Genomic DNA, 22,820 nt, shown 5'->3' on the forward strand with positions numbered 1-22,820 from the left:
AGAGTCCGGTAAAGCCGCTCCCTCCGGCTTCCGGGACGTTCACGGCCCCAGGTCCCACCCCTCCCCCCGAGCGAAAGCAGCGGATGTGAGTACGGTCCTCCACACACCGCCCCAGACCCCCGCCCAGGCCGACCACGACCTCGCGGCCCTCGCCGCCCGCCACGGCCTCACGGTCAGCGGAGCCCGGCCCTCCCTGCCCGAGTACCTCCGCCGGCTGTGGGCCCGCCGCCACTTCATCACCGCGTTCGCCACCGCCAAGCTCACCGCCCAGTACAGCCAGGCGAAGCTCGGCCAGGTCTGGCAGGTGATGACCCCCCTGCTGAACGCGGCGGTCTACTACTTCATCTTCGGCGTCCTGCTCGGCACCAAGCACGGCGTGCCGGACTACATCCCGTTCCTGGTCACGGGCGTGTTCATCTGGACGTTCACGCAGAGCTCGATCATGGCGGGCACCCGCGCCATCTCCGGCAACCTCGGCCTGGTGCGCGCCCTGCACTTCCCGCGCGCCGCACTGCCGATCTCCTTCTGCCTCCAGCAGCTCCAGCAGCTGCTGTTCTCGATGGGCGCCCTGGTCGTCATCCTGCTCTGCTTCGGCGTGCCGGTCAGCGCGTCCTGGCTGCTGGCGCTGCCGGCCCTGTTCCTGCAGTTCACGTTCAACGCCGGCGTCTCCATGGTCATGGCCCGGATGGGTGCCAGGACCCCCGACATCGCCCAGCTGATGCCGTTCGTGCTGCGCACCTGGATGTACGTCTCGGGTGTCATGTGGAGCATCGACAAGCTGGCGCAGAAGGACAGCCTGCCCCACGTGGTGACGCTCGCGCTGGCGGCGAACCCGGCCGCCGTCTACATCGACCTGATGCGCTTCTCCCTGATCGACAGTTTCCACGCGAGCCAGCTCCCCGCCCATGTGTGGGCCCTCGCCGCCGGCTGGGCACTGGTCGCCGGTGTCGGCGGGTTCATCTACTTCTGGAAGGCTGAGGAGACGTACGGCCGTGGCTGAGCACCCGAGCGAGAACATCCCCACCGTCGTCGCCGACGGCGTCGACATCGTCTACCGCGTCAACGGCACCGGCACCGGACGCGGCTCCGCGACCGCCGCCCTCAACCGCATCGTGCGCCGCCAGCAGACCGAGAAGGCGTCGGGCGTGCGCCGGGTGCACGCCGTGAAGAACGTGTCCTTCGTCGCCTACCGGGGCGAGGCGATCGGCCTGATCGGCACCAACGGTTCCGGCAAGTCGACCCTGCTGAAGGCCGTCGCCGGGCTCCTCCCCGTGGAGAACGGCCGTATCTACACCGACGGCCAGCCCTCCCTGCTCGGCGTCAACGCGGCCCTGATGAACGATCTGACCGGCGAGCGCAACGTCCACCTCGGCGGCCTGGCCATGGGCATGTCCCGCGAGCAGGTCAAGGACCGCTACCAGGAGATCGTCGACTTCTCCGGCATCAACGAGAAGGGCGACTTCATCACGCTGCCGATGCGGACCTACTCCTCCGGCATGGCCGCGCGGCTGCGGTTCTCCATCGCCGCCGCCAAGGACCACGACGTCCTGCTGATCGACGAGGCGCTGGCCACCGGCGACCGCTCCTTCCAGAAGCGCTCCGAGGAGCGCATCCGCGAGCTGCGCAAGCACGCGGGCACGGTGTTCCTGGTCAGCCACAACAACAAGTCGATCCGCGACACCTGCGACCGGGTGCTGTGGCTGGAGCGCGGGGAGCTGCGCATGGACGGGCCGACGGAGGACGTCCTCAAGGAGTACGAGGCGTTCACCGGGGACAAGGCGCCGAAGCCCAAGCCGAAGACCGCCGTTCCCTCGTGAGGCGCACTCGGTCGGCCCTTTTGTCTCTTTGATGGCAGCATGACCGCATACGGTGCAGCTGCGAGAGGGGGTCCCCGGGATGGCCGAGCTCAGTGTCATCGTCCACGGGCCGAACGTTCAGGACCATCTGACGGAGCTGCTGGCCTCCCTCGCCGCCCACCCCCTGCCGGACGCCGAGGTGATCGTGGCCGCGGTCGGCGACTGGGCCCGGGAGACCGCCGAGCGGCACGCCCCGGAGGTCCAGGTCGTGCCGCTGCCGGACGGCACGGGCGACGCGGCGGCCCGGGCGGCGGGCGCGGCCCGGGCGTCCGGCCGCTGGCTGCACTTCGTCCACGCCAAGGACGGCCTGCCCGCCGGCGCCCCGCGCACAGTCGCCGAGCGGGTCGCCGAACTCTCCGGCGAGGTCGACGTCCTCCTGCTCGACCACGTCCGCAGCACCTGGCACACCTTCGGCATGCCCTCCCCGGACGGCCCGCTGCTCGCCCGGGCGGGCCGCGCCGACGTCGTCCTCGACGACTGCGCGCCCCTGCTGCGGCTGACCCCGCTGCTCGGCACCCGCGTCCTGCGCGCGGACTTCTGGCGGGCGCACGAACAGCGGCTCACCACCGACGACGAGCCGTACGCCGCCCTGGCCGCCCTGCTGCTCGCCGACCGCGTCGCCTGCCTGCCGCACGTCGCCTACGAGGACCGCCGACTGCGCCCCGCCAGCCTGCCCCCGGTCACGCCCGAGCAGCGCTACCGCCTCGTCGAGCGCTACGAGTCCCTCCTCGACCTCACCCGCGACCGGCGCGCCGCACACACCGTGCTCTACGACCTCATGGTCCGCGACTGCCTGCGCACCTTCGCGCGCGGCGGCATGCCTGAGGACGTCGCGCGGGAGTTCTTCCGCAGGGCGTCCCTGGCCGCCCTGCGCCGCCGCCCCGAGAACCACCGCCGCCCGGCCGGACTCGAAGGCGTCCGCCGCTCCCTGCTCGAGGAGGGCGCCTACGCGAAGTACCGTGCCTTCCAGGCCGCCAACCGCACCCGCCGCACCGCCAAGTCGGTCGTACGGGCCCGTAGGCGCCAGGCCGGTGCCAGGCTCCGCGACCACCAGTACCGCAGGGCGCTCGGCCGCCCCGTCAACCCGCACCTCGCGGTGTTCTCGGCGTACTGGAACCGTGGCGTCGCCTGCAACCCCGCCGCGATCGCCGCCAAGCTCGCCGAACTCGCCCCGCAGATCCACCCGGTGTGGGTGGTCACCGAGGAGAACGCGGCCCTCCTGCCGCCCGGCACCGACCATGTCGTGCCCGGCAGCCGCCGCTACTGGGAGGTGCTGGCGGCCGCCAAGTACCTGGTCAACAACGTCAACTTCCCGAACGCGGTGGTCAAACGCCCGGACGCCATCCACGTCCAGACCCACCACGGCACGCCCCTGAAGCGCATGGGCATCGACCAGATGGCGTTCCCGGCCGCCGCACAGGGCCTGGACTTCCGGGCGCTGCTGGAGCGCATCGACAAGTGGGACTTCAGCGTGTCGGCCAACAGCCACACCACCCGCATGTGGGAGCGCGCGTACCCGTCGCGCTACGTCTCCCTGGACCACGGCTATCCGCGCAACGACGTCTACTACACGGCCGGCGCCGACGACATCCGCACGGTCCGCGCCCGTCTCGGCATCGCCCCCGGCCGCCGGGCCGTCCTCTACGCGCCCACCCACCGCGACTACGAGGCCGGCTGGACCCCGCGCCTGGACCTCGCCGCCCTCGCCGACCGCCTGGGCGAGGACACGGTCCTGCTCGTGCGCGGCCACTACTTCTACGGCGGCGCGGCCTCCCCGCTCACCAATCTGCGCCGCACGGGCCGGATCATCGACGTCTCCTCCTACGACCCGGTCGAGGAGCTGTGCCTGGCGGCGGACGCCCTGGTCACGGACTACTCCTCGATCATGTTCGACTACGCCAACCTCGACCGGCCGATCGTGATCTACGCCGACGACTGGGAGACGTACCGCACGACCCGGGGCGTCTACTTCGACCTGATGGCGGAGGCCCCGGGGCCGGTGGCCCGCACCCAGCAGGAGCTGACGGAGATCCTCACCACCGAGGCCTGGCGCGACGAGAGCGCGGCGAAGACCCGGGCCGTCTTCCGGCGCCGGTTCTGCGAGTACGACGACGGTCGCGCCGCCGAACGCGTCGTCCGCCGGGTCTTCCTGGGCCAGGACGAACGGGACCTGCCGCCCGTGCTGCCGGTCGAGGAACGCACCCCGGCCCCGACCCCGCAGGAGGCGACCGCATGAGCACCCCCGACGTCACCGTGACGGTCATCGTCCACAACGACGCCGAGCGCCTCACCCGCGCGGTCGACTCCGTCCGCCGCCAGACCCACGCGAACCTCGAGATCATCATCAGCGACGACCACTCCACTGACGCGACGCCTGCGGTGGCCCAGCGGCTGGCCGCCCAGGATCCGCGTGTCCGCCATCTCCGCCTGGAGCGGAACAGCGGCGGCTGCAGCGTCCCGCGCAACCGCGCCCTGCAGATCGCGCGGGCGCCGTTCCTGATGTTCCTCGACAGCGACGACGAACTCCCCGGCAACGCCGTCGAACTGCTCCTCGCCGCGCACCGCGAACACGAGATCGACTTCGCCATGGGCGCGGTGCAGCGGGTCCGGGTGGACAACGGCCGCCGTTCGACGTGGATGCCGCACCTGGTCGCCGAGCGTCGCACCCTCGACGGCATCGAGGCCGACCCGCGTCTGCTCTTCGAGCACCTGGCCACCAGCAAGATGTACGCCCGCGCCTTCCTCGACCGGCACGACCTGCGCTTCCCCGAGGGCATCCACTACGAGGACCAGCTGTTCTCGGCGCAGGCGTACTGCCTGGCCAAGAGCTTCACGATCGTCCCGGAGCCGGTCTACCGCTGGTACGTGGCGCCCTTCGCGGCCTCCGAGGCGGCCTCGATATCCAACCAGCGGCACAAGCTCGCCAACGTCCGGGACCGGGTCCACGTCCAGCACCTCATCGACACGTTCCTGGCCGAGAGCGGGCACGAGTCGCTGCGCGAGGACAAGGACCACAAGTTCCTCAAGCACGACTTCCGGATGTACGCCGGTGACCTGCCCTACCGGGACGACGCCTGGCTGACGTCCTTCGCGGACATCGTCTCCCCCTACCTCGACACGCTCACGCCGGGCGCGTTCGCCCGTCTCCCGCGCGCCGAACGCGTCGTCATCCAGCTGATCCGCGACCACCGTCTGCCGGAGGCGCGCCTGGCGGCCCGGGGCCTGGGGCACGGGGTGGCACCGAGGCGAGTGACCGCCGACGCGGAAGGCCGCACCTACTGGGGGGACAAGGTCCCCGAGTCGGAGTGGTCCCGCCGCGAACTGGACATCTCCGACCTGGAGTTGGATACCCGCCCCTTCCCCAGCGCCCAGTTCCGCCATGAGATCAAGGAGATCACCCGAGGCCCGGGCGCTTCGATCGACCTCACGATCCGCACGTACGACCCGGCGCTGCGCCTCCCCGTCGGCCCCCAGCGCGCGACGCTCCTCATCGCCCCGGGCGGCCGCCGACTCCGCGTCCCCTTCCGCCTCTCCCCCGTCCGCCCCGGCGTCTTCGAGGGCCACGCCCACCTGGACCTCGCGGCGGCCCCGCTCCCCCTCCAGGGCTTCGCGGGAATCCGCCACCCGTTGCTCCGCCTCCAGCACCAGGGCCTGTCCCACACGGGCCTGCTGCTGGCCCCCCTGACCTTCCCGACGCTGACGACACGCGTCCCCTCCCACCACCTGACGGTGGAACCGGAGGGCCACGGCCCGGGCCGCCTGCAGGTCCGCTGGGAACCGGTGGGAGTGACGGCGAAGATGATCCGCCCGGCGGTACGCAGAGTGGCCCGCCCAAGGGTGAAGAGGGCAGCACGCTTGGTGGCAAGCGCACTGAAGTAGCCCCCGGTCGACGGCCGGCACCACTGCGGGCCGCGGCCCGCCCAGCTGCGTGCCATCCCGCCGCGCTGCGGGCAATCGTGCCGCTGGGGCGGCACGGGTGGGCGCAGCGGCACCCCGCTCCGCCGGGCTGCGGACCCACCCGGCCTCAGCGACAACGCAGTGCCCCCGTCACCTCACCACCCCGTACAGCACCCGCCCCTCCGGCCCCCGAGCCACCTCCCGCAACCCGACGCCCCCCATACCAACCCCCGCCACAACCCACCGCACCCCGTACCGCCGCAGAATCTCCCCCCGCTCCTCCCCCGACGTCCCGGCCGCGAAGTACCTCCGCACATCCCCCACCCGACGCCCCTCGTCCGACAGGAAGAAGTCGGGATACCCGGGCGCCACCGTGTACGCCCCGTACGCCGGGATCTGCCGGGCCGGCCGCCCCTCCCGCGCCATCACCACATCCCCGTACTCCACCCAGGGCGTCATCCAGGAGTACCCGGCCCACGGCCGCCGGTACTTCTCCGCGACGGCCTCCGGAAGATCCCCCCGGGGCACCACGTACCCGACCGTCCCCGCCTGCGTCCACGCCCCCACAGCCAGCGCCGCGCCCAGCACACACGCCCACCCCACCCGCGCCCCGCGCCGCCCGGCCTCGCACACCTCCACGGCCACCGCGAGCTGCGCCGGAATCAGCGCCGCCGGCAACGCCCGCCCCCACGACCAGTGCCCGCTCACCCCACCCGCCGTCACCACCACGACCCCCAGCACGAAGAACAGCACCAGCGGATCCCACCGGCCCCGCCACCCCCGCACCCCCAGGGCCACCACCCCGAGCAGCACCAGCCAGTACCGCCCGAGCAGGTCCTCGTACAACGGCCGGTGCACCGCCTCCAGACCCTCCCCCGCCCCGAACAACGCGAAGAAGTCGTAGTACGGCCACAGCGCCAGCACCCCGAGAGCGACAGCCAGTCCGCCACCGAGCCGAAGCCACACCTCCCGGCCGGGCCGCGCGGCGACCACCGTCGCCACCGCCCCCAGCGAAGCCACCACCCCCGAGAACTGATGGCACAGCAGAATCACCGCCCACAGCGCCCCCAGCCCGAGCCACACCCCCCACCCGGCACCGCTCCGCGACACCGCCCGCCCCAGCCACGCCCAGAGGTGAAACGCCAGCCCCAGCGCGAACAGGCTCGGATACGACACCGTCAGCGCCAGCGAGTTGAGCCCGTAGAAGCCGCTCCACTTGAACAGGGCCGTCCCCCACAGGAACAGCAGGCTCAGCAGGGCCAGCGCGGGCGCGGCACGATGCCCCGTCAGGGTCCGTACGTAGCGCCACACCCCCGTCACCAGCAGCCCGAGCCCGGCCAGCGCCCCCAGCCGCAGCACCACGAAGACCGACAGGCCGCTGACCCGCGCGATACAGCCGAGCACCAGCATCCAGGGCGAGTAGTACGGGCTCGGCGTGTCCGCGTCGACCAGCGGATTGCCCGGGTCGACGAGGTCGTGCCGCAGGCGCTGGACGGTCGCCGCGTGCATCCCGAGGTCCCCGGCCCACGGCAGCCGGACGATGACCAGGAGCAGCAGCAGGACGACCAGCGCGGCAGCGGCCTGCGCGCTGACGACGGCCGGTCTAGGCGCGGCGCGCATCGTGCTGGAACACCCAGGTCCGGTAGACGAGGAAACGGAAGGCGGAGGCCAGCCCGATGGACAGCGCCTTTACCGCGTTGGATTCGAGCGGCCCGTCCAGGCCGAGGCCGTGATACCCGGCGTAGAACAGCCCGCTCTCCATGGCGACGCCGAGCGCGCTGAAGACGAAGAACAGTCCGATCTGACGCCGGGTCCCAGGCGCCCGGTCGCGGTAGGTGAAGTACCGGAATCCGAGGTAGTTGGTGCCCATGGCGATCAGGCTGGCCAGCACGGTCGCCACCATGGCGGCCCGGTGCAGTGCGTGCAGGAGCACGTTGAACACCAGGAAGTTCACGGCGACGCCGCTGCCGCCGACCAGCGCGAAGTTCACCACTTCGAGGACGACGCGCTTGACCGGGAGGGCGGGGGCGGCCACTCGCTCCTCGGAGACATTCACAGTCACGCCCCAAGCCTTAGCCGGATTCGGTAAGTCCTCCAGTCGAATCGCCCTAAGGCACGCCAAGAACAGGCGCCCCGGGCCGGAATCGGCCCGGGGCGCCTGTCACGCCGTACGCCTTACGAGTGCGTGCGCAGCAGCGTCCTCATCGTGCGCATCGCCACCGACAGGTTGGCGAGGTCGAACGCGTCGGAGCTCTGGATCTCCTCCAGGGTGCTGCGCGCCCGGCCGAGGATCGCCGCGTTCTTCTGCTCCCAGGCCTTGTAGCGCTGCTCGGGCGTCGAGGTGTCGTCGCCCACCGCCAGGACGTCGGCGGTCAGCGCCGCGTGCGCCGCGTACAGGTCCTCGCGGATGGCCGCGCGGGCCATGGACTGCCAGCGGTCGGCGCGGGGCAGCTCGATGATGCGGTCCATGAGCTGGGTGATGCGCAGCCGGTCGGCGAGGTCGTAGTAGACCTCGGCGACGTCCAGCGGCTCCCGGCCCATGCGGTCGGCGATCGAGACGATGTCGAGCGTCGGGAAGGCCGAGGAGAAGCCCGCCACCCGGGTGGCGAGTTCGTCCGGGACGCCGACGCCCGTCAGCTCGTCGTGGATCTTCTGGTACCACTCAAGGTCGGCGCCACGCAGCAGCTTCGGCAGCTGTCCCCAGACCTGCTCGACCCGGTCGGCGAAGAAGTCCACCGTCTCGGCGAGCTGAAGCGGCTGCGGCCGGTTGTTGAGCAGCCAGCGCGTACCGCGCTCCACGAGGCGCCGGGAGTGCAGCCGGATGCGGGTCTGGACGTCGGCCTCGACCTTGTTGTCGAGCGCCTCGACCCCGTCCCACACCGGGGACTGGCGGAAGATCGCCCGGGCCGCGGTCTGGGCCCGCACGATCTCCTCCAGCGACGCGCCGGTCTCCTCGCGCAGGCGGTGCAGGTATGTCGTACCGCCCGTGTTGACCGTGTCGTTGACCAGGACCGTCGTGGTGATCTCGCGGCGCAGCGGGTGGCCGTCGAGCCGGTCGGGGAACTGCTCGCGCAGCTCGGTCGGGAAGTACGCGTGCAGCAGACCCTTCAGGTACGGGTCGTCCGGCAGCGAGGTGTGCAGCAGCTCCTCGGCGACCGTGATCTTCGTGTAGGCCATCAGTACGGCCGTCTCCGGGCCGGTCAGGCCGTGGCCCTGGGCGAGCCGCTCGCGGATCTGCCGGTCGGTGGGCAGGAACTCCAGCGCCCGGTCCAGGTGCCGCTCCCTGACCAGGTGCTTCATGAAGCGCTGCTGGGCGTGGAGCATGGCGCTGGACTGGGCGAGGGCGTTGGCGATCGCCGTGTTCTGCGCGTAGTTGTTGCGCAGCACCAGGTGGCCGACCTCGTCGGTCATGTCGGCCAGCAGCTTGTTGCGCTGCTTGACCGTCATGTCACCGTCCCTGACCAGGCCGTTGAGCAGGATCTTGATGTTCACCTCGTGGTCGGAGGTGTCCACGCCCGCGCTGTTGTCGATGGCGTCGGTGTTGATCCGGCCGCCGTGCAGCGCGAACTCGATCCGGCCGAGCTGGGTCAGGCCCAGGTTGCCGCCCTCGCCGACGACCTTGACGCGCAGGTCCTTGCCGTCGACGCGGATGGCGTCGTTGGCCTTGTCGCCGACGTCCGCGTTGGACTCGACGGAGGACTTGACGTACGTGCCGATGCCGCCGTTCCACAGCAGGTCCACCGGCGCGTGGAGGATCGCCTTCATCAGGTCGGCCGGGGTCAGCTTGGCGACCTTGGTCTGGATGCCGAGGGCCTCGCGGATGTGGGCGTTGACCGGGATCGCCTTGGCCGTGCGCGGGAAGATGCCGCCGCCGGCCGACAGCAGCTCCTTGTCGTAGTCCTCCCAGCTGGAGCGGGGCAGCTCGAACAGGCGGCGGCGCTCGGCGTAGGAGGTGGCGGCGTCCGGGTTCGGGTCGATGAAGATGTGCCGGTGGTCGAAGGCCGCGACCAGACGGATGTGCTCGGAGAGCAGCATGCCGTTGCCGAACACGTCACCGGACATGTCGCCGATGCCGACGACCGTGAACTCCTCGGTCTGGGTGTCCACACCCATGTCGCGGAAGTGCCGCTTGACGGACTCCCAGGCGCCTCGGGCGGTGATGCCCATGCCCTTGTGGTCGTATCCGGCGGAGCCGCCGGAGGCGAAGGCGTCACCGAGCCAGAAGTTGTACTGCTCGGCGACCCCGTTGGCGATGTCGGAGAAGGTCGCGGTGCCCTTGTCGGCGGCGACGACGAGGTAGGTGTCGTCCTCGTCGTGCCGGACGACGTCGGCGGGCGGGACGACCTCGCCCGCGACCATGTTGTCGGTGATGTCGAGCAGCGCCGAGATGAACGTCTTGTAGCTGGCGACGCCCTCGGCGAGCCACGCGTCCCGGTCCACGGACGGGTCCGGCAGCTGCTTGGCGACGAAGCCGCCCTTGGCGCCGACCGGCACGATGACGGTGTTCTTCACCATCTGCGCCTTGACCAGGCCGAGGATCTCCGTGCGGAAGTCCTCACGCCGGTCGGACCAGCGCAGGCCCCCGCGCGCGACCTTGCCGAAGCGCAGGTGCACGCCCTCGACGCGCGGCGAGTAGACCCAGATCTCGAACGCCGGGCGCGGCGCCGGCAGGTCGGGGATGGCCTGCGGGTCGAACTTCATGGAGACGTAGTCGTGCGGCCGGCCGCCCGCGGCCTCCTGGAAGAAGTTGGTCCGCAGGGTCGCCTTGATGACGGTGAGGAAGGACCGCAGGATCCGGTCCTCGTCGAGCGAGGCCACCTGGTCGAGGGCCGCGTCGACCTCCTCCAGCAGCGCGTCCACGATCTCGTGTCCCGCACGCTGCCGGTCCGGCGACATCCGCGCCTCGAACAGGGAGACGAGCAGACGGGTGGTGTGGACGTTGTTGCGGAGGGTGTCCTCCATGTAGTCCTGGCTGAACGTCGACGCCGCCTGGCGCAGGTACTTCGCGTACGCCCGCAGCACCGTCGCCTGGCGCCAGGTCAGCCCGGCGCTCAGCACGAGGGCGTTGAAGCCGTCGTTCTCCGCCTTGCCGGTCCAGGTGGCGGCGAAGGCGTCCTGGAAGCGCTCGCGGGCGTCGTCGCCGAAGTGGTCGCCGCCGTTCGCGCGGGGCATGCGCAGACCGAAGTCGTAGATCCAGGCCACGCTGCGGTCCGAGCAGCGCAGCTCGTACGGCCGCTCGTCGACGACCTCGACACCGAGCCGGCTGAGGACCGGCAGCACGGCCGACAGGGAGATCGCGTCGCCCGTGCGGTAGATCTTGAAGCGGCGCTCCTCGGGGGCGGCGCCCACCGGCTCGTACAGACTGAGCGCGAAGTCCTTGTCCGCCTCGGCGTTCAGCTGTTCGAGGTGGACGAGGTCGGCGACCGCGGCGCGGGGGTTGTGGTCGGCCTTGTAGCCCTCGGGGAAGGCGTGCGCGTACCGGCGCATCGCTGCGGCCGCGTGCTCCTCGCCGAGCTCGGCGTTGAGCGCCTCGGCGAAGGCGTCCTCCCAGGAGCGGGCGGCCTCCACCAGCCGGGACTCGATGCGCTCCTTGTCGGCGTCGGACAGCTCCGGCAGCTCGGTGCCCTGTGGGACCCGGACCACGAAGTGCAGCCGGGACAGGATCGACTCGGTGTTCCAGGCCGTGAAGTCGACGCTGATGCCGCCGAGCTCCTCCTTCAGGATCTCGATGATCCTCAGGCGTACGGCCGTGGTGTAGCGGTCGCGCGGGAGGTAGACGAGGGCGGAGTAGTAGCGCCCGTACTCGTCCTGGCGCAGGTAGAGGCGGAGGCGCCTGCGCTCCTGGAGGTACAGGACGGAGGTGACGATGGCCCGCAGCTCGTCGACCGGGGTCTGGAACAGCTCGTCGCGCGGGTACGTCTCCAGGATCTGCGTCAGGTCACGGCCGTCGTGGCTGTTGGGCGAGAACCCGGCGCGCTCCAGGACCTCCTCGACCTTGCGCCGGATGACCGGGACCCGGCGCACGGACTCGGTGTAGGCGGCGGAGGAGAACAGTCCGAGGAACCGCCGCTCGCCGATGACGTTGCCCTCGGCGTCGAACTTCTTGACGCCGATGTAGTCCAGGTACGACGGCCGGTGCACGGTCGCCCGGCTGTTCGCCTTGGTCAGCACGAGCAGCTTGTGCTCACGCGCCTTGGCCCGGGCGTCGGCGGGCAGCCGCTCGAACGAGGGGCTGACGGGGTGGCTCTCCTCACCGGCGTGCTGCGGGTCCGCGCGCAGTATGCCGAGCCCGGTGCCGGGCACGGCGGCCAGCGAGTCGTCGCCGCGCAGCTGGTACTCGCGGTAGCCGAGGAACGTGAAGTGGTCGTCGGCCAGCCAGCGCAGCAGCTCGCGGGCCTCCTCGACCTGGGGACCGGGCAGGTCACCGGGGATGGGCTCGTCCGGCAGCCCCTCCGCCAGCCGGATCGCCGCCTCCCGCATCTTGCCCCAGTCCTCGACGGCCTCACGGGCGTCGGACAGCACGCGCAGCAGGTCGGCGGTGATCTGCTTCAGATCGGCCCGGTCGGTCTCGCGGTCCATCTCCACGTGGATCCAGGACTCGACGTGCGCGTCGTGCGGAAGGTCGCCGGTCGCCGGGGTCGACAGGACCTCGATGAGCTTGCCGGTGACATCGCGCCGCACGACGAACTGGGGGTGGACGACGACGTGGATGCCACGCCCCTGGCGCGTCAGCTCATTGGTGACGGAGTCGACGAGGAAGGGCATGTCGTCGGTGACGACCTCGACCACGGAGTGGCTGCAGGTCCACCCGTTCTCTTCCACGGTGGGGGTGTGCACCCGCACGTTGGCCGTGCCCTGGGGGCGGTTCTCGGCCAGCCGGTAGTGCGATACGGCGGCTCCGAAGACATCGACCGGGTCGCGGTCGGTGAGGTCCTCCGGGGCCGTGTGCAGGTAGTAACGCTGGAGGAACGTGCGGAGAATCTCGCGGTCCGGGGCCTCCTGGGCGTCTGGGGTCTCCTCGCCCGTCGACCCGGTCGGTAGGTGCCCCCCGACCGGGCTGTTCTCAGCTACCCGGGCGGCCCTCTCGAGCAACTCGGCCTTGGCTTCGTCCAGCTTGGTCTGCATTGTCCTCTGGCTCCTGTCGCGCGCCATTGCGTGACGTAGAAGGAAGTACGGCCTCTGCGCTTACGACCTCACGTCGTGACACGGGGTATCCGGTCTGTGCCGACGCTATGCCGCAAGGTGAGATGAGCGGGGGTGTCTGAGCCATTCTTGAGCTGCTCCACCGGTGTGATGCTGCTCTCCGTGACGCCCGGATCCTGGTGATGTTCGGCGTCCCGGGAGTCCTCGATGTCACGTCCCGCCCGCGAGAACCAGCGACCGCCGCCCGGTCACGGATGTCGTCCGTGCTCGCCGGGCGCAGGGCAGGGACGACGACGTCCCCGCGAACTATCGCGCTGATCACGCCACCAAGGCTATCGCTCCTCACAGGGGCTCCGTCATGAGCCGTATGTGTACAAAACCAGCCCTGGAAGTTTGACGTTCTGCACAGTGCAGATACGGATTTCGGTCATGCGGCGAGCCGCGCCGCCTCCGCAACCGCTTCCTCCAGCGTGTCCACGACAGGCACGCCGACAACTTCCAGGCTCACCCGGCTGTGCGACCCGCCGGTGTACAGCACGGCCCGGGCTCCCACGTGCAGCGCGGCCACCGCGTCGTCCGCGGCGTCACCGATCACCACGGTCCGCTCCGGCGCCACCCCGCTCAGCGACGCCAGGTGACGCACCATGTGCTCGGCCTTGCTGCCCCCGGACGGCCCGGTGCGTCCGTCCACCCGTATGAAGTGCGGCTCGATGCCGAATCCCCGTACCAGCGGAACGAGCTCCTCGTGCACGTACATGCTCAGGATCGACTGGCTGCGCCCCGCCGACCGCCACCCGGCCAGCAGCTCCACGGCTCCCACCGTCAGTCCGCACGCCGTCCGGTGCTCGGTGTAGTACCGGTGGAAGATGTCGTCCATGGCCTCCCACTCGGCCTCGGTCGGCAGCCGCCCCATCAGCCGCTCGTAGAACTTCGGCACCGGTACGCAGTACAGCTCCCGGTACTTCTCCAGCGTCAGCGGCTCCAGCCCCAGCTCGGCGAAGGCCGCGTTCGTCGCCCCGATGATCGCGTCGATGTCGTGGAACAGCGTCCCGTTCCAGTCCCAGACAATGTGCGCGTCCGTCTTCATCCCCATGCCCGAAAACGTACCCGCCCCCACTGACAATCAAGAGAGCGGCGCCTCAACGCGCCCCCCGCCGCCGGTTCAGTCCCCGCGTCCCACCAGGTTCGCGATCTCCTGCGTGGCGAACCACAGCAGCTCGTGGTCCTCCGCCCCGTCCACGACGGACTGCGCGTCGTCGTCACCGCCGTCCGCCGCCGCCAGCGCCTCGCCCGCCGCCGTCACATCGGCCTGGGCGTCCGCCGCGTCGACATGCACCGACGCGGCCTTGCCCAGCGGCACCGCACCCGCGACCCGCACCTCCCCCGGCCCCGCCGGATCGGGCCCCCCAGCCGGATCCGCGCTCGCGGCTCGGTCAGCCACGTCGACGGCGATCACGACCCGGCGCCGCGGCGCCCCTGGCTCGGCCGCCAGCAGGCGCAGCGAGGCCTGCGCGGCCCGGCCGAGCGCCGCGTACTCCAGTTCCTCGATGTCGTCGGAGGCGTACCACTCGCGCAGCCCGGGCGTCACGGCGTAGGCGGTGAACGGCCCGGCTCCCAGCTCACCCGTCCTGTACGCCTCGGCGAGACCGGGGAGGGTCAGGGGCACGTAGACACGCATGGCTGGCCGCTTTCGTGGTCGTGGGTCGGAGGGGCTCCGGAGGGGCTCCGGAAGGCCTTCAGGATACGTGCGGGGCGTCCCCTTTCGAGTCCCGCCCCATGACGCCGGACGCGTCCACCCCGGGCCCGGAATTCACCCGGCGCACCCCTGCGCCTGTGGGCTCCACACCCCCGACACCACCCGGATAGGTGAACCTTCCGGCACCCGCGACCCGCACCGTGCTTCCTTGCCGCGGCCCCCGTCGGCCCCGTACAAGATCACCACTCGAAGTTACTCCCCGGTACTCACCGGACCCACGAAACGGGGACCCCCCATGCACAAGGTCATGACCAGGACCCGGCACCGCTCCACCACCCACCCACCGACCCTCCATGACGCACGCCACCCCGCCACGACCACGGCACCCCACCCGCCGACACACCCCACACCCGGCACACCGACCGACGCCACACCTCCGACACCGGCCGGCACGATCCCTCGCACAGCCGCCGGCACCGCGCTTCGCACCCCCGGCAGCACAGCGCCCCGCCCTTCCACGAACACCCCACCCGGCACTCCGGCCGGCGCCGCACCCCGCGCATCGGCCGGCACCGCATCCCGCCCCCCGCGCAGCCCAGCACTCCGCCCTCCCGCGGACACCACACCCGGGGCTCAGGCCGGCGCCACACCTCGCACGCCCGCCGGCACCACACCCGGCACTCTGGTCGTCACCGCACCCCGCATCCCCCGCAGAACAGCGGCCCTTCCGCCCGCGAACACCACAGCCGGCACCCCCGACAGCACCACTCCCGGCACTCCCGGCCGCACCCCTCGACGCACCCCCGCTCACACCACACCCCGCACCCCCGCCGCCCCCGCAGCCGCCACCACACCCGCCGGTGCCGCACCCCCGCGTTCGCCCGGCAGCGGCCGGGCCCGGCCTCCGGCGGCGGGCGGCCGTCCGCCGGCCTCCGCCCGCGCCAAGACCTCCCGCACCCGTCCGGCGGACACGCGCCCGCCGACCCCCTCCGCGACCCGCACAGCCCCCCGCAGGACCACGGAGACCGCCGCCCCGGCGCGCCCGGACGCCGCTGCCGCGGCCACCACCGGAACCGCCCCCCGCGTCCCGGCCCGAGGTTCCCGCCACTCGGCGATCCCCCAGCCCCTCCCGACCGACCTCTTCGCCGACCTCCTCGTCGCCGTGCTGAGCGGCCACCGCCCCGTCCACTCGATGCTCCGCCACACCCGCGGCCGTGCCTACGACGAGCTGGCCTGGCTGGCCGAACGCGGCCCGCTGCGTACCCGCGGTGTCCGTCCCGTCGTCCGCGACATCGGCTACTTCGAACCCCGCCCGGGCGCGATCGAGGCTTTCGCCCGCATCGGCGCCGGCGACCGGCTGCGCGCCATGGCCTTCCGCCTGGAACTCGGCCAGGACCTCCGCTGGCGCTGCACAGCGGTGGAACTGGGCGGCCCCCGCCCACCGCGCCCGGAGTCCGACTGAGGCCTGCTGTGGCCGTCTGAGTTGGTGTGCGGCTGCTCCCAGACCGAAGGGCCGGACACCCTCGGGTGTCCGGCCCTTCGAACCGCTACGGCGCCTCGGCGACCGTCACTTCTTGCGGCGCCCCCGGCTCCGCGCCTGCTTGCGCCGCTCCGCACGCGTCAGGCCGTCGGCCTCGGAGCGCACCGGCTCGCCGTCCTCGGTGAAGTCGCCCTCGATGGTGCCGCCCTCGCCGTCGACCGTCGGCGCGGAGAAGTGGAGGTTGCGCCGCTGCGGGACGTCGAGCCCCTTGGCGCGGATCTCCGGCCGGGAGCCCGCCTGCGCCGGCACCGCGTCCTGCTTCTCGAGGTCGGCCACCGGCTTGGTGTCCTCGACCGGGACCTCCTCGACCTGCTGCTCGACCTGGACCTCCAGGTTGAACAGGTAGCCGACGGACTCCTCCTTGATGCCCTCCATCATCGCGGTGAACATGTCGAAGCCCTCGCGCTGGTACTCGACCAGCGGGTCCTTCTGCGCCATGGCGCGCAGGCCGATGCCCTCCTGGAGGTAGTCCATCTCGTAGAGGTGCTCGCGCCACTTGCGGTCGAGGACCGACAGCACGACCCGGCGCTCCAGCTCACGCATGATCTCGGAGCCCAGCTGATCCTCACGCGCCTGGTACTGCTCGCGGATGTCGTCCTTGATGGAGTCGCCGATGAACTCGGCGGTCAGCCCGGCCCGGTCGCCGGCCGCCTCCTCCAGCTCCTCGATCGAGACGCTGCACGGGTAGAGCTGCTTGAAGGCGCCCCACAGCCGGTCGAGGTCCCAGTCCTCGGGGAAGCCCTCGGCGGTCTCGGCCTGGACGTAGGCGTCGATGGTGTCGTCCATGAAGTGCTGCACCTGCTCGTGCAGGTCCTCACCCTCCAGGACGCGGCGCCGCTCGCCGTAGATGACCTCGCGCTGACGGTTGAGGACCTCGTCGTACTTCAGGACGTTCTTACGCGTCTCGAAGTTCTGCTGCTCGACCTGCGACTGGGCGGAGGCGATCGCGCGCGTGACCATCTTGTTCTCGATCGGCACGTCGTCCGGGACGTTCGCCATCGACATCACGCGCTCGACCATCTGGGCCTTGAACAGACGCATCAGGTCGTCACCGAGGGAGAGGTAGAAGCGGGACTCGCCCGGGTCGCCCTGACGGCCGGAACGACCGCGCAGCTGGTTGTCGATACGCCGCGACTCGTGCCGCTCGGTGCCCAGCACGTAGAGCCCGCCGAGCTTCTCGACCTCGTCCTTCTCGGCCTGGACGGCCTTCTCGGCCCGCTTGAGCGCCTCGGGCAGGGCGTGCGCCCACTCCTCGATGTGCTCCTCGGGGTCGAGGCCGCGCTGACGCAGCTCCGCCTCGGCGAGGTCCTCGGGGTTGCCGCCGAGCTTGATGTCCGTACCACGGCCGGCCATGTTGGTGGCCACCGTGACGGAGCCCTTGCGGCCGGCCTGGGCGACGATCGTCGCCTCCCGGTCGTGCTGCTTGGCGTTGAGCACCTCGTGCTGGATGCCGCGCTTGCTGAGCTGCTGCGAGAGGTACTCGGACTTCTCGACGGAGGTCGTGCCGACGAGGATCGGCTGCCCCTTGCGGTGCTTCTCCTCGATGTCGTCGACGACCGCCTCGAACTTGGCGACCTCGGTCCGGTAGATCAGGTCCGACTGGTCGTTGCGGACCATCGGCCGGTTGGTGGGGATCGGCACCACACCGAGCTTGTAGATCTGGTGGAACTCGGCGGCCTCGGTCATGGCCGTACCGGTCATGCCGCACAGACCCGGCTGCTCCTTGCCGTTGTGGTCGTGGCGCTTGTAGAGGCGGAAGAAGTTCTGGAGGGTGATCGTGGCGAGCGTCTGGTTCTCGTCCTTGATCGGCACCGCTTCCTTGGCCTCGATCGCCTGGTGCATGCCCTCGTTGTAGCGGCGGCCCGCGAGGATACGTCCGGTGTGCTCGTCGACGATCATGACCTCGTCGTCGATGATGACGTAGTCCTTGTCCTTCTTGAAGAGCTCCTTGGCCTTGATGGCGTTGTTCAGGTAGCCCACCAGCGGGGTGTTCACCGACTCGTAGAGGTTGTCGATGCCCAGCCAGTCCTCGACCTTGGCGACACCGGACTCGTGGATGGCGACCGTGCGCTTCTTCTCGTCGACGTCGTAGTCGCCGGTCTCCTCGATGCCCTTGAGCGGCTGGCCGGCCTCGCCGCGCTTGAGGCGCTTCACCAGCTTGGCGAAGTCCCCGTACCACTTGGTGGCCTGGTCGGCCGGGCCGGAGATGATCAGCGGCGTACGGGCCTCGTCGATGAGGATGGAGTCGACCTCGTCGACGATGGCGAAGTTGTGACCGCGCTGGACGAGCTCGTCCTGGGACCACGCCATGTTGTCGCGCAGGTAGTCGAAGCCGAACTCGTTGTTCGTGCCGTACGTGATGTCGCAGGCGTACTGCTCGCGGCGCTGAGCCGGCGTCATGTTGGCGAGGATGCAGCCGACCTCGAGCCCCAGGAACCGGTGGACGCGGCCCATCATCTCGGAGTCGCGCTCGGCCAGGTAGTCGTTGACCGTGATGATGTGGACGCCCTTGCCGGACAGAGCGTTCAGATACGCCGGCAGGGTGCCGACGAGGGTCTTGCCCTCACCGGTCTTCATCTCGGCCACGTAGCCCATGTGCAGGGCGGCGCCACCCATCATCTGCACGTCGTAGTGACGCTGGCCGAGGACGCGCTTGGCGGCCTCGCGGACGGTGGCGAAAGCCTCGGGCAGCAGGTCGTCCAGGGTCTCGCCGTCGGCGTAGCGCTGCTTGTACTCATCGGTGAGTGCGTGCAGCTCGGCGTCGGAGAGGTCGACGAAGTCCTCTTCGATGGAGTTGACCTGGTCCGCGATGCGGTGCAGCCTGCGCAGGATCTTGCCTTCGCCTGCACGCATGATCTTCGAGAGGACGGACACGGGGGTTGGTCTCCTTGCCGGTCGGGCCTGGGACGGTCGGTTACCACTTGACTTACTGAGCAACGGCCATCGTATGCGAGGACCCCACCGCGCCGGGAGGGTCTGCTGCGACGGCGACCGTCCGCTGCTTCAATTCTGATTCGTCTGCTTCAAAGGGGACAACGTCCGGCCCCTTCGGATAGTGCCGCGCCCTTCCATCGAATTGCACAACGCGTGACCATCCACTCACCCACGGCAAAAGGATGACATCGCGACCGGCCTCCGAGCAGAATCGGCCGATGGACCCCGTCACCCTCACCACGGACCGTCTCCTGCTGCGCACGGTGGGCCCCCGGGACACCGACGCGGTGTACGACGCCTGCCAGGACTCCGACATCCAGCGCTGGACCACGATCCCCTCGCCCTACCTGCGTGAGCACGCCCTGAACTTTACGGAACAACTGGTCCCGGACGGCTGGGCGGACGGCTCCATGTTCACCTTCGGCGTCTTCCCGCGCTCCGGAGAACTGGCGGGCATGCTCGGCATCACGATGCGCGCCCTGGGCATGGGCGAGATCGGGTTCTGGGCCGCGAAGCAGCACCGCGCGAACGGCTACGTCACCGAGGCCGTCCTCGCCGCCTGCCGCTGGTCCTTCACCCGCGCCGCACTCGACCGCGTCGAATGGCGCGCGGAGGTGGGCAACCGGGCTTCCCGCGCGGTGGCGGAGCGAGCGGGCTTCACGATCGAGGGCACCCTGCGCTCCGCGACGAACAACAGGGGAGTACGCCGGGACACCTGGGTGGGCTCCCTGCTCCCCTCCGACATGGGCCTCCCGTCGACGGCCCCGTACCTGCCGGCGCGCTGACCGGCTCGGCCGCCCCGGCAAACGCGCAGGTCACGCTCCGCTGTCAGTGCCACCCCATACGCTGCGACCATGACCACCCCGCCCCCCACCGCAGACCTCTCCGCAGACGAGGCCCGCAGAATCGCGCTCCGCGCCCAGGGCTTCCTCGGCGCGCCCGACCGCCGCTCCGGCGTCCGCGGCATCCTCCGCCACCTGGGCGCGATACAGCTCGACACCATCTCGGTCCTGGCCCGCTCCCATGAACTCGTTCCGTACGCCCGCCTGGGCGGGGTCGGACGGAAGACAGTCGAGGACGCCTACTGGCAGGACACGCACTCGTTCGAGTACTGGTCCCACGCCGCCTGCATCCTCCCCATCGAGGAGTGGCCCCACTTCGCCTTCCGCCGCCGCGCCTACCGCAACCGCCCGCACTGGAACCACGAACTCCCCGACGGCGTCTACGACCAGGTCATCAAGCAGATCCGCTCCGAAGGCCCCCTCACCGCCACGGAGTTGGGCGGCGCGAAGAAGACGAACGACTGGTGGGACTGGTCCGGCTCCAAGGTCGCCGTCGAACGCGCCCTGATGTACGGCGAGGTGGTCTGCGTGGAGCGCCGCGGCTGGAAGCGCCTCTACGACCTGGCCGAGCGCGCCGTCCCGGACGACCTGCTGCACGACGAGCTGGACGACACCGAGTGCCTGCGCCGCCTGGTCCGTCTGGCGGGCCGGTCCCTCGGCGTCGGCACCCGCGCGGACATCGCCGACTACCACCGCCTCAAGGGCGAGCAGGTCGACGCGGTGATCGCCGACTCGGGCCTGGTCCCGGTCTCGGTCGAGGGCTGGGCCAAGCCGGCCTGGGCCGACCCCGCGGCCCTGGAGACGCCCCCGCGGGGCCGCCACCGCACCACGCTCCTGTCGCCCTTCGACTCCCTGATCTGGGAGCGGGCGCGCACGGAGCGGATCTTCGGCTTCACGCACCGCCTGGAGGCCTACGTCCCCAAACAGAAGCGGGTCTACGGCTACTTCGCGATGCCGGTCCTGGCCGGCGGCCGTCTCGTGGGCCGTGTGGACCCGGCCCGCGAGGGCCGCACGCTGGTGGCCAAGCAGGTCGCGCTCGACGGCCCGAAGGCCGTCCCGGCCGTCGCCCAGGCCCTGGCCGAGGCGGCGACCTGGGTGGACTGCACGGACGTCCGCGTGGAACGGGTCGACACGCCGGACCTGCGCGAGTCCCTGGCGAAGGAACTCGCCGCCCTGCTCGGCTGAGACCGCGCCCTAGCGGATCTCGAGGATCTTCTCCCGCATCGCGTACACCACCGCTTCCATCCTGGAGTGCAGCTGGAGCTTCTCCAGGATGTTGCGGACGTGGTTCTTCACGGTGTTCTCGGAGATGAACAACTCCTTGGCGATGTCACGGTTGTTCATTCCCGTCGCGACGAGCTTGAGGACTTCCAGTTCGCGGTCGGTCAGGCGCGGCGCGGGCACCAGCCGGCGTTCGTCCGTGCGCTGGATCATCGACTTGAACTCGGTGAGGAGCTTCGACGCCATCGACGGGCTGATCTGCGACTGCCCGTCGGCCACCGCGCGAATGGCGGTGGCCACCTCGTCCGTGGAGATCTCCTTGAGGAGATAGCCGGTCGCGCCCGCCTTGATGGCGTCGTAGAGATCGGCTTCCTCGTCACTGATCGTCAGCATGATGATCTTGGCGCTGGGTGCCACCTCCTTGATGGAGGTGCACGCCTCGATTCCGCCACGCTTGGGCATCCGCACGTCCATCAGGACGATGTCGGGCAGCAGGTCGGCGGCCTTCTCGACGGCCTCTGCGCCGTCGCCCGCCTCCCCTACGACCTGGATGTCCTCCTCGGCCGCGAGCACGATCTCCAGGCCACGACGGAACAAGGCGTGGTCGTCCACCACAAGGACTCTGATCGGTTCCTTGCGTGGAGTTCCCGAGTCCGGGCCCATGCCGACGACGCCGTCGTCGGCATCACGCATCGGTCCGAAGCTGTCCGCCATCGTTCCTCCCCCTGAAGGCTGTGGCCTGTGGTCCTGAGCCATCGCCAACCCAGAGCAACGACCCACCGGTTGGGCCGTGGCCACCATGATTTCATGCCCGGACGGCACCCGAGTGCCGGAGTGGGGCGCGAAGTGGTCGCACGGGGGTGCCCCTGGGGGCGCACACGCGCTCCAGGGGCACCTGTTCCGCTGTCACCCGGCACGGTCAGCCGCCGAGCGCACCGCCCGCGTCGGGGGCGTGCGCCTGCGTGACCATCGTGTCCGTACTGAGGTGGATCACGCCGTAGTCGTAGGCGTGCCGTCGGTAGACGACACTCGGTTCCTTGGTCTCGGAGTCGACGAACAGGTAGAAGTCGTGCCCGACCAGCTCCATCTCGTAGAGAGCCTGGTCGAGGGTCATGGGGGCTGCGACGTGGGTCTTCTCGCGGACGACGATGGGGCCGTCACCCTGCACTTCCAGCGAGCCGATCTTCTTCGTGGGTACGGCCTCGGGCTCCTCCTCGGGAGCCGGCACCAGACCGTTTCCGTTGAGCGTCGCCACGCCCGGGACGTGGTCGGCGACCTCGGCGGCCGGGATCCGGCGCGCTCCACGGCGCGAGTACCGCTTGTCGTGTTGCCTGCGCAGCCGGGCTTCCAGCTTTTCCGCCGCCAGGTCGAGCGCCGCGTACGGATCGCTCGCCGCTGCCTCAGCCCGGATCACCGGACCGCGGGAGCGGAGCGTGATCTCCACTCGGTCACAGCGGTCGGCCTGCCGGGGGTTGGGCTCCTTGGACACCTCGACGTCGAGGCTGATCACCTTGCCATCGAGCTTCTGGATCTTCTCCAGCTTCAGCTTCTCGGCCACGTGCTTCCGGAACCGCTCGGGCACCTCGGTCTTGCGGCCCTTGACGACGATGTCCACGCAGAACTCCGTTCCCGGATCGCTCCGCTTCGGTGCGGAGCGTCTCCCTTTTGCACCAGGCTCCGGTGAGTCCCGG

General features: G+C 70.6%; 15 protein-coding genes. 7 read left to right on the plus strand and 8 right to left on the minus strand.

The genetic code is table 11. The features are described 5' to 3' along the window. The first annotated feature begins 85 nt into the window (after positions 1-85). The 4 genes from CEB94_RS16075 (at position 86) to CEB94_RS16090 (ending at position 5,735) form a co-directional block, all read left to right on the plus strand. Positions 86-1,000: an ABC transporter permease gene (locus CEB94_RS16075; RefSeq protein ID WP_175432887.1), complete on the plus strand. Its 915-nt coding sequence runs from the start codon at positions 86-88 to the stop codon at positions 998-1,000. Continuing rightward, the gene (locus CEB94_RS16080; protein ID WP_425472546.1) at positions 975-1,817 is read left to right on the plus strand and encodes an ABC transporter ATP-binding protein; all 843 of its coding nucleotides are present in this window, start codon (positions 975-977) and stop codon (positions 1,815-1,817) included. Before CEB94_RS16075 ends, CEB94_RS16080 begins: the two co-directional genes overlap by 26 nt. A gap of 79 nt (positions 1,818-1,896) precedes the next feature. Next, positions 1,897-4,092, plus strand: coding sequence for a CDP-glycerol glycerophosphotransferase family protein (locus CEB94_RS16085; RefSeq protein ID WP_175432889.1), 2,196 nt, complete (start codon positions 1,897-1,899; stop codon positions 4,090-4,092). Further along, positions 4,089-5,735 (plus strand): glycosyltransferase family 2 protein, encoded by a 1,647-nt coding sequence (locus CEB94_RS16090; protein WP_175432890.1) that lies wholly within the window; start codon positions 4,089-4,091, stop codon positions 5,733-5,735. The genes CEB94_RS16085 and CEB94_RS16090 overlap by 4 nt, the downstream gene beginning before the upstream one ends. Positions 5,736-5,903: 168 nt before the next feature. Here CEB94_RS16090 and CEB94_RS16095 read toward each other — a convergent pair whose 3' ends face one another. The 5 genes from CEB94_RS16095 to CEB94_RS16115 form a co-directional block, all read right to left on the minus strand. Further along, a complete protein-coding gene (locus CEB94_RS16095) occupies positions 5,904-7,373 on the minus strand; it encodes a hypothetical protein (protein WP_175432891.1) in 1,470 nt (489 codons plus the stop codon). Then, positions 7,357-7,815, minus strand: coding sequence for a GtrA family protein (locus CEB94_RS16100; protein ID WP_246111810.1), 459 nt, complete (start codon positions 7,813-7,815; stop codon positions 7,357-7,359). The genes CEB94_RS16095 and CEB94_RS16100 overlap by 17 nt, the downstream gene beginning before the upstream one ends. Before the next feature lie 113 nt (positions 7,816-7,928). Next, positions 7,929-12,878, minus strand: a complete 4,950-nt coding sequence (locus CEB94_RS16105) for an NAD-glutamate dehydrogenase (RefSeq protein WP_175432892.1) — start codon at positions 12,876-12,878, stop codon at positions 7,929-7,931. A gap of 445 nt (positions 12,879-13,323) precedes the next feature. Continuing rightward, positions 13,324-13,989 (minus strand): HAD family hydrolase, encoded by a 666-nt coding sequence (locus tag CEB94_RS16110; protein ID WP_175432893.1) that lies wholly within the window; start codon positions 13,987-13,989, stop codon positions 13,324-13,326. 69 nt (positions 13,990-14,058) lie between these two features. Continuing rightward, positions 14,059-14,574 carry a DUF6912 family protein gene (locus tag CEB94_RS16115; RefSeq protein ID WP_175432894.1) on the minus strand — a complete coding sequence of 172 codons (516 nt, stop codon included), beginning with the start codon at positions 14,572-14,574 and terminating at the stop codon, positions 14,059-14,061. A gap of 313 nt (positions 14,575-14,887) precedes the next feature. On the opposite strand from CEB94_RS16115, the gene CEB94_RS16120 reads away from it, so the two are divergent. Beyond that, positions 14,888-16,054: an Rv3235 family protein gene (locus CEB94_RS16120; protein WP_425472456.1), complete on the plus strand. Its 1,167-nt coding sequence runs from the start codon at positions 14,888-14,890 to the stop codon at positions 16,052-16,054. A 105-nt stretch (positions 16,055-16,159) separates the two neighbouring features. Here the strand turns inward: CEB94_RS16120 and secA are convergent, their stop codons facing one another. Beyond that, positions 16,160-19,006: a preprotein translocase subunit SecA gene (secA, locus tag CEB94_RS16125; RefSeq protein WP_175432895.1), complete on the minus strand. Its 2,847-nt coding sequence runs from the start codon at positions 19,004-19,006 to the stop codon at positions 16,160-16,162. 278 nt (positions 19,007-19,284) lie between these two features. On the opposite strand from secA, the gene CEB94_RS16130 reads away from it, so the two are divergent. Then, positions 19,285-19,851 (plus strand): GNAT family N-acetyltransferase, encoded by a 567-nt coding sequence (locus CEB94_RS16130; protein ID WP_175432896.1) that lies wholly within the window; start codon positions 19,285-19,287, stop codon positions 19,849-19,851. Between the two features lie 69 nt (positions 19,852-19,920). Beyond that, a complete protein-coding gene (locus tag CEB94_RS16135; protein ID WP_175432897.1) occupies positions 19,921-21,093 on the plus strand; it encodes a winged helix-turn-helix domain-containing protein in 1,173 nt (390 codons plus the stop codon). Positions 21,094-21,102: 9 nt separating this feature from the next. Here CEB94_RS16135 and CEB94_RS16140 read toward each other — a convergent pair whose 3' ends face one another. Beyond that, the gene (locus CEB94_RS16140) at positions 21,103-21,843 is read right to left on the minus strand and encodes a response regulator (RefSeq protein ID WP_031139906.1); all 741 of its coding nucleotides are present in this window, start codon (positions 21,841-21,843) and stop codon (positions 21,103-21,105) included. 205 nt (positions 21,844-22,048) lie between these two features. Beyond that, positions 22,049-22,744 carry a ribosome hibernation-promoting factor, HPF/YfiA family gene (gene hpf, locus CEB94_RS16145; RefSeq protein ID WP_062927201.1) on the minus strand — a complete coding sequence of 232 codons (696 nt, stop codon included), beginning with the start codon at positions 22,742-22,744 and terminating at the stop codon, positions 22,049-22,051. Positions 22,745-22,820: the final 76 nt, after the last annotated feature.

This window comes from Streptomyces hawaiiensis, assembly GCF_004803895.1.
Lineage (GTDB): Bacteria > Actinomycetota > Actinomycetes > Streptomycetales > Streptomycetaceae > Streptomyces > Streptomyces hawaiiensis.

What these genes read in the sequence shown, in the direction of transcription:
- CEB94_RS16085 (WP_175432889.1), top strand. Translation starts at nt 1,897, where the DNA reads ATGGCCGAGCTCAGTGTCATCGTCCACGGGCCGAACGTTCAGGACCAT.
- CEB94_RS16090 (WP_175432890.1), top strand. Translation starts at nt 4,089, where the DNA reads ATGAGCACCCCCGACGTCACCGTGACGGTCATCGTCCACAACGACGCC.
- CEB94_RS16095 (WP_175432891.1), bottom strand. Translation starts at nt 7,373, where the DNA reads ATGCGCGCCGCGCCTAGACCGGCCGTCGTCAGCGCGCAGGCCGCTGCC.
- CEB94_RS16105 (WP_175432892.1), bottom strand. Translation starts at nt 12,878, where the DNA reads ATGCAGACCAAGCTGGACGAAGCCAAGGCCGAGTTGCTCGAGAGGGCC.
- CEB94_RS16110 (WP_175432893.1), bottom strand. Translation starts at nt 13,989, where the DNA reads ATGGGGATGAAGACGGACGCGCACATTGTCTGGGACTGGAACGGGACG.
- CEB94_RS16115 (WP_175432894.1), bottom strand. Translation starts at nt 14,574, where the DNA reads ATGCGTGTCTACGTGCCCCTGACCCTCCCCGGTCTCGCCGAGGCGTAC.
- CEB94_RS16120 (WP_425472456.1), top strand. Translation starts at nt 14,888, where the DNA reads ATGCACAAGGTCATGACCAGGACCCGGCACCGCTCCACCACCCACCCA.
- CEB94_RS16130 (WP_175432896.1), top strand. Translation starts at nt 19,285, where the DNA reads ATGGACCCCGTCACCCTCACCACGGACCGTCTCCTGCTGCGCACGGTG.
- CEB94_RS16135 (WP_175432897.1), top strand. Translation starts at nt 19,921, where the DNA reads ATGACCACCCCGCCCCCCACCGCAGACCTCTCCGCAGACGAGGCCCGC.
- CEB94_RS16140 (WP_031139906.1), bottom strand. Translation starts at nt 21,843, where the DNA reads ATGGCGGACAGCTTCGGACCGATGCGTGATGCCGACGACGGCGTCGTC.